Source organism: Kitasatospora sp. NPDC056138 (assembly GCF_042264695.1).
Lineage (GTDB): Bacteria > Actinomycetota > Actinomycetes > Streptomycetales > Streptomycetaceae > Kitasatospora.
This window is the reverse complement of the sequence record NZ_JBHJVK010000023.1, coordinates 78933-92160: the sequence shown is the minus strand read 5'-3', so window position 1 is coordinate 92160 and position 13228 is coordinate 78933. Positions and strand designations below refer to the sequence as shown.

Sequence of the window (13228 nt, the reverse complement as noted above, 5' to 3'; positions counted from 1 at the left end):
CCGGAGCATGACGGGCACGGCCGACCCCTGGTTGCCCGGACTGACCGATGGTCACCGATCCGTGACCCGGGCGCCGTTCCGACGGCCAGTACCCCAGCCCGATCACCCCCAGGGATGAGTGATCCGGCGGTATTCACCGGAACGAGTGAGCGGATCTTGTGATCACCCGTCAGGGGTAGGTACCCCTTACCTGTCGCCTGCCGGAGGCGCGCCGCGCGGCCCGCGCACCCCCACGACTCCCCGCGCCCGCGACCGCTCGCGTCCGCAGCCCCACGCGCCCCAAGGAGCAGCCTTGAGCACCACCCTCACCGGAGCCCCGCCCGTCGGCCTCCCCCGCCGGAGCGCCGACCCCGACCCGCTGCTCCATCCCGATCCGGCGGTGGCCGCCGAGCACGCCGCCGTGGAGAGCCTGCTGCGCTGCTGGGTCCGGGAGACCGGGGCGGCACCCGGGGCCGACGGGCTGCTGCGGATCCCCGTCCTGGGCGGCGCGGCACGGCTGGCGGCGCCCGTACGGTACTGGTCGGCCTGCGGCTGGCACCGGTTCGGCGCCGTCACCCTGGACGGGCCGGACGGCGCGGGCGCCCCCGTCGACGCGGTCACCCTCGCCGCGCTGGTCGCCAGCGCCGCCGCCGAGCGGCCCGACCCCGGACAGATCGCCGACCTCGCCGCCCGGGTCGCCGACTCCGTGGTCCGCACCGCCGACGTGCTCGCCTACCGCCGCCGGGCCGAGGAGGTGACCGACTGGCCCTTCCTGCAGGCCGAACAGGCGCTGCTGCTCGGCCACCCGCTGCACCCGACCCCGAAGAGCCGCGACGGCCTGGGCCCGGCCCAGAGCGCCGCCTACTCGCCCGAACTCCACGGCGCCTTCCGGCTGCACTGGTACGCCGTGGACCGCGAGCTGCTCGCCGCCGACTCGGCGGTCGGACTGCCCGCCGACGTCCTCACCGCCCGACTGCTCGGCGACGACTCCCTGCTGCCGCCCGGCACCGCCGCCCTTCCCCTGCACCCCTGGCAGGCACGGGAGTTGGCGCTGCGCCCCGAGGTGGCCGGACTGCTGGAGCGCGGACAGCTGCACGACCTCGGCGCGCAGGGGGAGTTGTGGTACCCCACCTCCTCCGTCCGTACGGTCTGCCGTCCGGGCCGGCCCTGGATGCTCAAGCTCTCGCTCGGTCTGCGGATCACCAACTCCCGCCGGGAGAACCTGCGCAAGGAACTGCACCGGGGCGTGGAGGTGCACCGGCTGCTGGAGAGCGGCCTCGGCGCCGAGTGGCGGGCCGCGCACCCCGGCTTCGACATCGTCCGCGACCCCGCCTGGATCGGCGTCGACCTCCCCGCGCTCGGTGACCCGAACGGCCTGGACACCGTGCTGCGCAGCCAGCCCTTCGGCCCCGCCGAGCGGGTGTTCTGCGTGGCCGGACTGGTCGCCGAGCGGCCGGTCGGCGCGGGCAGCCGACCGCCGTCCCGGCTCGGCGACCTGCTGCGCGGCCTGGCCGTGCGCAGCGGACGCCCGCCGCAGACGGTGGCCGCCGAGTGGTTCCTGCGCTACCTGGACGCCATGGTGCTCCCGGTGCTCTGGCTGGACGGCCGGGCGGGCATCGCCCTGGAGGCCCACCAGCAGAACAGCCTGGTCCTGCTGGACGAGGACGGCTGGCCGGTCGGCGGACGCTACCGCGACAACCAGGGCTACTACTTCCGCACCTCGCACGCCGACCGGCTGGCCGCCCGGCTGCCCGGCATCGGCGGGCACAGCGACACCTTCGTCGACGACAAGGTGATCGACAAGCACTTCGCGTACTACCTCGGCATCAACCACGTGCTCGGCCTGATCGGTGCCCTGGGCTCGCAGGGGCTCGCCGACGAGGGCGTGCTGCTGGCCGCCCTGCGCGGCTTCCTGGCCGGACCGCAGGCGGCGGCCACCGGCTCCGGCATGCCGGAACTGCTGCTGGACGAACCCTTCCTGCACTGCAAGGCCAACCTGCTCACCCGACTGCACGGGATGGACGAACTGGTCGGCCCGGTCGCCACCCAGTCCGTGTACGTGGACATCCCCAACCCGGTCGCGAGCCGATGAGGGCCGTCCGCGCCGCCGCCGGTCCCGGGCCGGCGGAGGTCGCCGCACGGGGGCCGGTGCAGACCGCCGCCGGGGAGTTCCGGCTCTGCCCGGTCCGGCTGCCCCACGACCTGCCGCTGCTGGCCGCCTGGATGAACGACCCGGAGGTGGCCGACTTCTGGGAGCTGGCCGGACCGGCGGAGGTCACCGAACGGCACCTGCGCGCCCAGCTCGACGGCGACGGCCGCAGCCTGCCCTGCCTCGGCCTGCTCGACGGACTCCCGATGAGCTACTGGGAGATCTACCGGGCCGACCGCGACCCGCTCGCCGGGTACTACCCGGCCCGGCACCACGACATCGGGGTGCACCTGCTGCTCGCGGCCGGCGTGCGCGGCCGGGGCCTCGGAGCCGTCCTGCTGGCCGCGCTCGCCGAGCACATCCTCGCCGTCCGGCCCGCCTGCCGACGGGTCCTGGCCGAACCGGACGTCCGCAACACACGGTCCGTCCGGGCCTTCGCGAACGCCGGGTTCGAACGCGCCGCCGAACTCGACCTGCCCACCAAGCGCGCGGCGCTGATGGTCCGCCGCCGCACCCGCTCCTAGCCCCCTTGGACCCCCTTGGACACCATGGACACCCCGCAGCCCGAGCCGTACGACCTGCTCGGGGTCGGCCTCGGCCCGTTCAACCTGTCCCTGGCCGCGCTGGCCGACCAGGTCGGCGGTCTCAGCTCGCTGTTCTGCGAGGCCAGGGCGGAGTTCAGCTGGCACCCGGGGATGCTGGTGGACGGGGCGCGGATGCAGGTCCCGTTCCTGGCCGACCTGGTCTCGCTGGTCGACCCCACCAACCCCTGGTCCTTCCTCAACTACCTGCGGGAGCAGCAGCGGCTCTTCCCGTTCTACTTCGCCGAACGCTTCCAGCTGGCCCGCCGCGAGTACGACCACTACTGCCGCTGGGCCGCCGAACGGCTGGTCAACTGCCGCTTCGGCACCGCCGTCACGGCCCTGCACTGGTCGACTGCGGACGAACTCTTCCGGATCGAGACCTCGACGGGCCCGGTGCGGGCCCGCAACGTGGTGCTCGGCGTCGGCACCCGCCCGGTCCACCCGGAGCCGTTCGCCGCGCTGCGCGGCAACCCCAGGATCTGGCACTCCGCCGACTACCTGGCCAAGCGTCGCTCCCTGGCCGGGGCGCGGGACATCACCGTGGTCGGCTCCGGCCAGTCCGGCGCCGAGGTCTTCCTCGACCTGCTGCGCACCCGGGCGGGCGACGGCACCCGGCTGCGCTGGCTCACCCGGACCAGGGCGCTGGCCCCCATGGAGTACTCCAAGCTGGGCCTCGAACACTTCACCCCCGACTACACCCGGTACTTCCACGCCCTCGCCCCCGCCGTCCGCGACCGCCTGGTCCAGTCCCAGTGGCAGCTGCACAAGGCCGCCAGCGCCGAGACCCTCGCCGAGATCCACGACCACCTCTACGAGCGCACCATCGGCCGCCCGATCGACGCCGACCCGGTCGAGATCATCCCCGGCACCGCCGTCACCGAGACCCTGGCCGGCCCCAGCGGCGGCTTCGAACTGAGCTGCCGCCACCTGGACTCCGGCACCGAGCACACGGTCCGCACCGACGCCGTCGTCCTCGCCACCGGCTACCGCGCCGAACGCCCCGCCGCCCTCGACCCGATCGCCGAGCTGATCGACTGGGACGAGCAGGGCCGCTACCGGGTCGACCTCGACCACCGGGTGGCCACCAAGCCCCGGCTGACCGGCGGCCTCTACGTCCAGAACGCCGAACTGCACTCGCACGGCGTCGGCACCCCCGACCTCGGCCTCGGCGCCCACCGCGCGGCCGTCATCCTCAACGCCGTGGCCGGCAGGACCGTGCACCGGCTGCCCACGCGCGCCGCCTGGACCGGTTTCGCCCCGCCCGCCGCCGGTTTCGCCCCGCCGACCGCCACCACCGTCCTCCCACGACCCCAGGAGGGGAACCGTGCCGCAACACCAACCCGCTGACCATCCCTCCCCGCCCGACCTCGGGCGGGGGCACTCCCGGCCGCGGGCCGGGGGCGAGGGGCCCGTGCTCCATCGGCCTGCGCAGCTCACCGAGGAGCACTGGCAGCGGGCCTGCCGGGCGATGCTGGCCAAGATGCTCGGCGAGTTCGCGTACGAGGAACTGATCACCCCCGTGCCGGAGGCGGACGGCTACCGCCTGGAACTCCCCACCGCCGACTACCGGTACACCGCCCGGCGCGGGGCCTACGGCAGCTGGCAGGTCGACCCGGACTCGGTCACCTGCACCGCCGAGGCGGACCCGCTGCGCTTCCTCCAGCACGCCCGGCACACCCTCGGACTCTCCGGGGACACCCTCGGGCACCTGATCCGCGAACTCACCGCCACCCTGCTCGCCGACACCCGTCAGCTCGCCACCGAACTGACCGCCGCCGAACTCGCCGACCTCGGCCACGTCGAGCTGGAGGGCCGCCAGAGCGGTCACCCCTGGATCGTCCCGAACAAGGGCCGGATCGGGCTCTCCGCCCGCGACACCGCGGAGTGGACCCCCGAGGCCCGCACCCCGCAGCGGCTGCCCTGGCTCGCCGTCCACCGCAGCCTCGCCCAGTACCGGGGACCGGCCGACCTCTACCGGCGCGAGCTGGACGCGCCCGAGGACTTCCGCGCGGTCCTCGGCGAGCGGGCCGAGGAGTACCACCTGCTGCCCGTCCACCCCTGGCAGTGGGACGAGGTGGTCCTCCCGCTGTTCGCCCCGCAGATCGCCGCCGGGCTGATCGTGCCGCTGCCCAGCGACGGCGACCTGCGGCTGCCCCAGCAGTCCATCCGCAGCTTCTTCAACCTCAGCCGTCCCGAGCGCTGCACCGTCAAACTGCCGCTCTCCATCCTCAACACCCTGGTCTGGCGGGGCCTGCCGACCGAGCGCACCCTCGCCGCCCCCGCCGTCACCGCCTGGATCCACGGCCTGCGCGACAACGACCCCTTCCTGCGCGACGAGTGCCGGGTGATCCTGCTCGGCGAGATCGCCTCGGTCGCGGTGGACCACCCGCTCTACCGCGACCTGCCCGAGGTCCCCTACCAGTACAAGGAACTGCTCGGCGCGATCTGGCGCGAGCCGCTGGGCCCCCGGCTGCGACCGGGGGAGCGCGCCCGCACCCTGGCCGCGCTGCTCTCCGCCGGCTCCGACGGCCGCGCGCTGGTCACCGAACTGGTCGCGCGCTCCGGACTGCCCGCCCGGGACTGGCTGCGCCGGCTGTTCGCCGTGATGATGCCGCCGCTGCTGCACTTCCTCTACCAGTACGGCACCGTCTTCTCCCCGCACGGCGAGAACGCCATCGTGGTCTTCGACGAGTGCGACCGTCCGGCTCGGCTCGCCGTCAAGGACTTCGTCGACGACGTCAACATCACCGACCAGGACCTGCCCGAACTCGCCGACCTCCCCGCCGAGGTGGCGGCCGTCCTGCTCCGCGAACCCCCCGAGTACCTCTGCCAGTTCCTGCACTCCGGCCTCTTCGTCGGCGTCTACCGCTACCTCGCCCCGCTCGTCGAGCGGCAGCTGGGCGTGCCCGAGGACGAGTTCTGGACCCTGCTGAGCGAACGGATCCTGGCCCACCAGCGCCGTTTCCCCGAGCTCGCCGACCGCTTCAAGCTGTTCGACCTCTTCACCCCGCAGATCGACCGGCTCTGCCTCAACCGCAACCGCCTGCTGCTGGACGGCTACCGCGACCGCCCACAGCGGCCGCACGCCGCCGTGCACGGCCAGGTCGACAACGCCCTGCACCCGGGCGCCCCCAGCACGCTGCCGAGCCAGGCCCCGGCCGGGCGGGACCGGACTGTCACTCCCGCGCCGTAGGGTTGGAGTGCCATGACCAACGACTCCGCACCCCAGCCCCTGCCCGGCGCGCCCGAGGCCCCGGAGCCCGTCTCCCGAGCCCTCGTCCCGGAGCTGCTGCACGCCGCCGTCACCGCCGTCGGCGGTGTCGAGCGCCCCGGCCAGGCCGCGATGGCCGAGGCCGTCGCCGACGCCGTCGAGCACGGCGAGCACCTGCTCGTCCAGGCCGGGACGGGCACCGGCAAGTCCCTCGCTTACCTGGTGCCCGCGCTCGCCCACGGCGACCGGGTGGTGGTGGCCACCGCCACCCTCGCCCTGCAACGCCAGCTGGTGGAGCGGGACTTGCCCCGCACGGTGGAGGCGCTGCACCCCGTGCTGCGTCGCCGCCCGCTGTACGCGATGCTCAAGGGCCGGTCCAACTACCTCTGCCTGCACCGGGCCAACGAGGGCACCCCGAGCGACGAGGGCGAGGGCCTGTTCGACCCGGTGGACGCCCTCGGCGGCCCGACCGGCAAGCTCGGCCAGGACGTGCTGCGGCTGCGCGAGTGGGCGGACGAGACCGAGACGGGGGATCGGGACGACCTCTCGCCCGGGGTCTCCGACAAGGCCTGGGCGCAGCTCTCGGTCACCTCCAAGGAGTGCCTGGGCGCCACCAAGTGCGCGTACGGGCAGGAGTGCTTCGCCGAGAAGGCGCGCGAGCGGGCCAAGCTGGCCGACGTGGTGGTGACCAACCACGCGATGCTGGCGATCGACGCGATCGAGGGCGCGCCGGTGCTGCCCGAGCACGCCATGCTGATCGTCGACGAGGCGCACGAGCTGGTGAACCGGGTGACCGGCGCGGCCACCGCCGAGCTGACGGTCGGCGCGGTCAACCGGGCGGTCAAGCGGGCGGCCAGACTGGCCAACGAGAAGGCGGTGGACGCGCTCCAGGCCGCCGCCGAGAACTACCACGGCCTGATGGAGACCGCGCAGGTCGGCCGGGTCGAGGAACTGCCCGAGTACCTGGCCTTCGCGGTCGCCGGGATCCGGGACGCCTGCCGCCAGATCATCACCTCGCTCGGCGAGACCCGCGACCGCGCGCTCACCGACGAGGACGCGGTCCGCAAGCAGGCGATGGCCTCCGCCGAGTCCCTGCACGAGACGGCCGACCGGCTGCTCACGGAGTCTCCGTTCGACGTGGTCTGGATCGAGCGCAACGACCGCTACGGCCTGGGCCCGGCCTCGCTGCGGGTGGCCCCGCTGAGCGTCTCCGGCCTGCTGCGGGAGAACCTCTACAAGGAGCGCTCGGTCGTGCTGACCTCCGCCACCCTCAAGCTGGGCGGCGACTTCAACGGTGTGGCCGCCTCGGTCGGCCTCCCGGGGGAGGGCCGGCTGCCGGACGTCCGCACCGAGGGCGAGCCCGCGCAGGAGCAGGGCGAGGACACCCCGCCGTACTGGCGCGGGATCGACGTCGGCTCGCCGTTCGCCTACCCCAAGCAGGGCATCCTGTACGTCGCCAAGCACCTGCCGCCGCCCGGCCGGGAGCCGGACCGGCCGGAGATGCTGGCCGAGCTGACCGAGCTGATCGGTGCGGCCGGCGGTCGTACGCTCGGCCTGTTCTCCTCGATGCGCGCCGCGCAGGCGGCGGCCGAGGCGCTGCGCGGCCGTCTGGACAACCGGATCCTGCTGCAGGGCGAGGACACCCTGGGCGAGCTGATCCGGGAGTTCGCCGCCGATCCGCAGACCTGCCTGTTCGGGACACTCTCGCTCTGGCAGGGCGTCGACGTGCCCGGCTCCGCCTGCCAGTTGGTGGTGATGGACCGGATCCCGTTCCCGCGTCCGGACGACCCGCTGATGAGCGCCCGGCAGAAGGCGGTCGAGGAGGCGGGCGGCAACGGCTTCATGGCGGTCGCGGCCACCCATGCCGCGCTGCTGATGGCGCAGGGCGCCGGGCGGCTGGTCCGGGCGGCCGACGACCGGGGTGTGGTCGCGGTGCTCGATCCGCGGCTGGCCACGGCGCGCTACGGCGGCTTCTTCCGTTCCTCGATGCCGGACTTCTGGTACACCACCGACCGCAACCAGGTGCGCCGCTCGCTGGCCGCCATCGACGCCTCGGCCCCGCCCGTCCGGCCGGTCGCCAAGCGCGGCGCCTAGGGCGGCGCCAGGAGCGGTGCCTGGGGCGCGCCCCGCGCCCCAGGGAGCGCACGGAACACCGACAGGGGCGCGGGGAGGTGCGCGAATCGGAAGCTGACCGCCGTCGGCCGGGCCCGGTGGGCCGGTTGCACCTCGTGGCCCGGTGGGGCGGTGCAACTCCTCACCGGGACGTCGGTACGGCTGGTGCTTCCGCGTCTCGCGCAGTTCCCCGCGCCCCTGTCGGTGCTCTCCCGACCCGGAGGGCTAGAGGCGGCGGAGGACGGCGACGACCTTGCCGAGGATGGTGGCGTTGTCGCCCACGATCGGCTCGTACGCCGGGTTGTGCGGCATCAGCCAGATCTTGCCGTCCTCGCGCTTGAGGCGCTTGACGGTGGCCTCGCCGTCGATCATCGCGGCCACGATGTCGCCGTTCTCGGCGACCGGCTGGCGGCGGACGGTGACCCAGTCGCCGTCGCAGATGGCGGCCTCGATCATCGAGTCGCCGCGCACGGTGAGCGCGAACAGCTCGCCGTCGCCGACGAGTTGGCGGGGCAGCGGGAAGACGTCCTCGACCGTCTGCTCGGCCAGGATGGGGCCACCGGCGGCGATCCGGCCGACCAGGGGCACGTACGAGGTGGAGGGGCGGCCGGCGGCCTCGGCGGTGTTCGGCCGGGCGACCTCGACGCCGCGGACCTCGTACGCCCGGGGGCGGTGCGGGTCGCGGCGGAGGAAGCCCTTGCGCTCCAGGGCCATGAGCTGGTGGGCCACGGAGGAGGTGCTGGAGAGGCCGACGGCCTGGCCGATCTCCCGCATGCTCGGGGGGTAGCCGCGGCGCTGGACGGAGTCCCGGATCACTTCGATCACCCGGCGCTGGCGCTCCGTCAGTCCGGCCTCGTCGGTGCGGATGCCGGGGGGCCGGCCGGGGAGCGAGCGGGTGGGGGCCGCGGCGCCGAGCGTGCCGTCCGGGGCGGCGGCGTGTTCGATCGGCTGGTCCGGGAGGCGGCCCGGACCGGTCAGGGCGGCACCGGCCAGGCGCTGGTCTTCGCTACGGCTCATGCTGTGGTCCACGCTCTGCTGATCCATGGTGCGCTCGGAACGCTCCTGCACCGGGATGGAGTTGCTCTTGGTTTCGACGGTGTTCATGGCGGCCCCTCTTCTCGACAGGCGTTCTCCCTCTTGTTCAGCTCAACTGGTGCACCTATCGAAAGGTTGCGCCAAACACACGTTCGAGTGAATTATTTCGGAGTCGGCTGACTCGATCAAGGCTTTGGGTGTACATCGATTAAATGTTCGATGACGACAGTCTATTTCACTCCCTGTGAAGATCTCGACTCGTAGCGGCGTGGCGGGCCTCCAGACCTAGATCTAGTGGCTACTGTCCTCGCCTGGGCCCACAAGTTGTGGTTCACCCTCGTTCATCGCGTAGAGTGGTGAGGGTCTGCTGTCACGCCTGGTTGGGAGTCCTCGGGATGCATTGCCCCTTCTGCCGGCACCCGGACAGCCGTGTTGTGGACAGCCGCGCCAGCGATGACGGAAGTTCGATCCGCCGCCGTCGCCAGTGCCCTGACTGCAGTCGCCGCTTCACCACGGTGGAGACGGCCACCCTGATGGTCATCAAGCGCAGCGGCGTCACCGAGCCGTTCTCCCGGGAGAAGGTCATCTCCGGCGTCCGCAAGGCGTGCCAGGGCCGGCCGGTCACCGAGGACGCGCTGGCCCAGCTCGGCCAGCGGGTCGAGGAGTGCGTGCGGGCCAGTGGCAGCGCCGAACTCTCGACCCACGACGTGGGCCTGGCCATACTCGGTCCGCTCAAGGAACTCGACGTGGTCGCGTACCTGAGGTTCGCCTCCGTCTACCGCGCCTTCGACGATCTCGAGGACTTCGAGGCCGCCATCGCGGAACTCCGTGCCGAGCGGCCCTTCAGTGCGGACGGCGCCGAAGCCGTCCCGTCCGTCGCCGCCGCGCCCTAGTACGGCCGGTTGGCACCAGTCGGTCCGTCGGGGCCGACGCGCGCCCGAAAACGGTGCGCAGAACAACACATACCGTGCACAGGCCGCCGGTGTCTCCGGCTGCCCGCACACCAGGAAAAGCGAGCCAGCGATGCCCGGAAGCATCGGGGCATCCGGGGCGTTTGCCCAGGAGGAGGAGAAGAAGTGACAGACACGACGAGCGGTTCCGCACGCGGGTCGAAGTCCGAGAAGGCTGCGAAGGGGGCTGCCAAGGCGCCCAGGACCGGCCTGCGGATCGAGCGCATCTACACCACTCCTGGCGTCCACCCCTACGACGAGGTCAGCTGGGAGCGGCGCGACGTCGTCATGACCAACTGGCGCGACGGGTCGATCAACTTCGAGCAGCGCGGCGTCGAGTTCCCCGACTTCTGGTCGGTCAACGCCGTGAACATCGTCACGTCCAAGTACTTCCGCGGCGCCGTCGGCACCCCGCAGCGCGAGTGGAGCCTCAAGCAGATCATCGACCGCGTGGTGCTCACCTACCGCGCCGCAGGTGAGAAGAACGGCTACTTCGCGAGCCCGGACGACGCCGAGGTCTTCGAGCACGAGCTGACCCACACCCTCCTCCACCAGGTGTTCAGCTTCAACTCGCCGGTCTGGTTCAACGTCGGCACCAAGCAGCCCCAGCAGGTCAGCGCCTGCTTCATCCTGGCCGTCGACGACTCCATGGAGTCGATCCTCGACTGGTACAAGGAAGAGGGCATGATCTTCAAGGGCGGCTCCGGCGCCGGCCTGAACCTCTCCCGCATCCGCTCCTCCAAGGAGCTGCTCTCCTCCGGCGGCAACGCCTCCGGCCCGGTCTCCTTCATGCGCGGCGCCGACGCCTCGGCCGGCACCATCAAGTCCGGTGGCGCCACCCGCCGCGCGGCCAAGATGGTCGTCCTGGACGTGGACCACCCGGACGTCGAGGCCTTCATCGAGACCAAGGTGAAGGAGGAGGAGAAGATCCGCGCCCTGCGCGACGCGGGCTTCGACATGGACCTCGGCGGCGATGACATCGCCTCCGTCCAGTACCAGAACGCCAACAACTCCGTCCGCGTCTCGGACGAGTTCATGACGGCGGTCGAGAACGGCACCGAGTTCGGCCTGCGCGCCCGGATGACCGGCGAGGTCATCGAGACCGTCGACGCCAAGAAGCTGTTCCGCAAGATGGCCGAGGCCGCCTGGGCCTGCGCCGACCCGGGCATCCAGTACGACTCGACCATCAACCACTGGCACACCTGCCCGGAGTCCGGCCGCATCAACGCGTCCAACCCCTGCTCCGAGTACATGCACCTGGACAACTCCAGCTGCAACCTCGCCTCGCTCAACCTCATGAAGTTCCTGCGCGACGACGACTCCTTCGACGCCGCCACCTTCGCCAAGGTCGTCGAGCTGGTCATCACCGCGATGGACATCTCCATCTGCTTCGCCGACTTCCCGACCGAGAAGATCGGTGAGACCACCCGCGCCTACCGCCAGCTCGGCATCGGCTACGCCAACCTCGGTGCCCTGCTGATGGCGACCGGCCACGCGTACGACTCCGACGGCGGCCGCGCCCTGGCCGGTGCCATCACCTCGCTGATGACCGGTACCGCCTACCGCCGCGGCGCCGAACTGGCCGGTGTGGTCGGCCCGTACGACGGCTACGCCCGCAACGCCGCCCCGCACCAGCGGGTCATGCAGCAGCACGCGGACGCCAACGCGGCCTCCCGTTCGTACGACGACCTGGACGCCCCCGTCTGGGCCGCCGCCACCGACACCTGGCAGGACGTGCTGCGCATCGGTGCGCAGAACGGTTTCCGCAACGCCCAGGCCTCGGTGCTCGCCCCGACCGGCACCATCGGCCTGATGATGGACTGCGACACCACGGGCGTCGAGCCGGACCTGGCCCTGGTCAAGTTCAAGAAGCTCGTCGGCGGCGGCTCGATGCAGATCGTCAACGGCACGGTGCCCCGGGCGCTCAAGCGCCTCGGCTACCTGGACGAGCAGGTCGAGGCGATCGTCGCCCACATCGCCGAGCACGGCAACGTGGTGGACGCCCCCGGTCTGAAGTCCGAGCACTACGAGGTCTTCGACTGTGCGATGGGCGAGCGCTCCATCTCCGCGATGGGCCACGTGCGGATGATGTCGGCGATCCAGCCGTGGATCTCCGGTGCCATCTCCAAGACGGTCAACATGCCCGAGAGCGCCACCGTCGAGGAGATCGAGGAGATCTACTTCGAGGCGTGGAAGCTGGGCGTCAAGGCGCTCGCCATCTACCGCGACAACTGCAAGGTGGGCCAGCCGCTCTCGGCCAAGTCCAAGACCCCCGCGGCCGAGGAGAAGACCGCCGCCGCGCCGGCGGTCGAGAAGGTCGTCGAGTACCGCCCGGTCCGCAGGCGCCTCCCGAAGGGCCGCCCCGGCATCACCACCTCCTTCACGGTGGGCGGCGCCGAGGGCTACATGACGGCCAACTCCTACCCGGACGACGGCCTGGGCGAGGTCTTCCTGAAGATGTCCAAGCAGGGCTCGACCCTCGCGGGCATGATGGACGCCTTCTCCATCGCCGTCTCGGTCGGCATGCAGTACGGCGTTCCGCTGGAGACCTACGTCTCGAAGTTCACCAACATGCGCTTCGAGCCGGCCGGTCTGACCGACGACCCGGACGTGCGGATGGCCCAGTCCATCGTGGACTACATCTTCCGTCGCCTGGCGCTGGACTTCCTGCCCTTCGAGACCCGTTCCGCGCTCGGCATCCACTCCGTCGAGGAGCGCCAGCGCCACCTGGAGACCGGCTCCTACGAGCCGCTCGAGGCCGAGGACGTCGACGTGGAGGGCCTGGCCCAGTCCGCGCCGGTCGCCGTCAAGCCGGCCGCCGTCCAGCAGCCGGTGGCCGAGCAGCCGAAGACCGCTCCGGCCAAGGCCCACAACTCCACCGAGCTGCTGGAGATCCAGCAGGGCCTCAACGCCGACGCGCCGCTCTGCTTCTCCTGCGGCACCAAGATGCGCCGGGCCGGCAGCTGCTACCTGTGCGAGGGCTGCGGCTCCACCAGCGGCTGCAGCTGATCCCCTTCCGGATCATCCGCTGATCCCACCCTGACGGGTGGGATCCGGGGCGGGGCGAGGACTTTCGAGTCCCCGCCCCGCCCTCTTGCGTTCGGCCGTCCACCTCGTGGACGGTCTTCGGTCTTCGAGCTGTCCGGGTGCTCGCCGCGGAGGCGGCCTGACTGCGGTCGACCCTGCCCCGAGGGGTGGTCGAGGCTGG

General features: G+C 72.1%; 8 protein-coding genes. 7 read left to right on the top strand and 1 reads right to left on the bottom strand.

Annotation, left to right across the window (positions count from 1 at the left end):
- The first annotated feature begins 190 nt into the window (after positions 1–190).
- From ACFC1R_RS16825 to ACFC1R_RS16805, 5 genes are all read left to right on the top strand, one after another.
- Positions 191–2071: an IucA/IucC family protein gene (locus ACFC1R_RS16825; RefSeq protein ID WP_375939212.1), complete on the top strand. Its 1881-nt coding sequence runs from the start codon at positions 191–193 to the stop codon at positions 2069–2071.
- Entirely contained in the window at positions 1963–2652 is a 690-nt protein-coding gene (locus tag ACFC1R_RS16820) for a GNAT family N-acetyltransferase (protein ID WP_375939210.1), read from the top strand. The genes ACFC1R_RS16825 and ACFC1R_RS16820 overlap by 109 nt, the downstream gene beginning before the upstream one ends.
- Before the next feature lie 24 nt (positions 2653–2676).
- Complete coding sequence (locus ACFC1R_RS16815) at positions 2677–4059, top strand: lysine N(6)-hydroxylase/L-ornithine N(5)-oxygenase family protein (protein ID WP_375939156.1); 1383 nt, start codon at positions 2677–2679, stop codon at positions 4057–4059.
- Between the two features lie 121 nt (positions 4060–4180).
- Positions 4181–5905, top strand: a complete 1725-nt coding sequence (locus tag ACFC1R_RS16810) for an IucA/IucC family protein (RefSeq protein WP_375939208.1) — start codon at positions 4181–4183, stop codon at positions 5903–5905.
- A gap of 12 nt (positions 5906–5917) precedes the next feature.
- The gene (locus tag ACFC1R_RS16805; protein WP_375939154.1) at positions 5918–8017 is read left to right on the top strand and encodes an ATP-dependent DNA helicase; all 2100 of its coding nucleotides are present in this window, start codon (positions 5918–5920) and stop codon (positions 8015–8017) included.
- A 243-nt stretch (positions 8018–8260) separates the two neighbouring features.
- Here ACFC1R_RS16805 and lexA read toward each other — a convergent pair whose 3' ends face one another.
- Positions 8261–9052, bottom strand: a complete 792-nt coding sequence (gene lexA, locus ACFC1R_RS16800; protein WP_375939206.1) for a transcriptional repressor LexA — start codon at positions 9050–9052, stop codon at positions 8261–8263.
- Between the two features lie 413 nt (positions 9053–9465).
- Between lexA and nrdR the strand changes: the two genes are divergently transcribed.
- A complete protein-coding gene (gene nrdR, locus ACFC1R_RS16795; protein WP_045302494.1) occupies positions 9466–9963 on the top strand; it encodes a transcriptional regulator NrdR in 498 nt (165 codons plus the stop codon).
- A gap of 183 nt (positions 9964–10146) precedes the next feature.
- Positions 10147–13029 carry a vitamin B12-dependent ribonucleotide reductase gene (locus ACFC1R_RS16790; RefSeq protein WP_375939151.1) on the top strand — a complete coding sequence of 961 codons (2883 nt, stop codon included), beginning with the start codon at positions 10147–10149 and terminating at the stop codon, positions 13027–13029.
- Positions 13030–13228 lie beyond the last annotated feature (199 nt).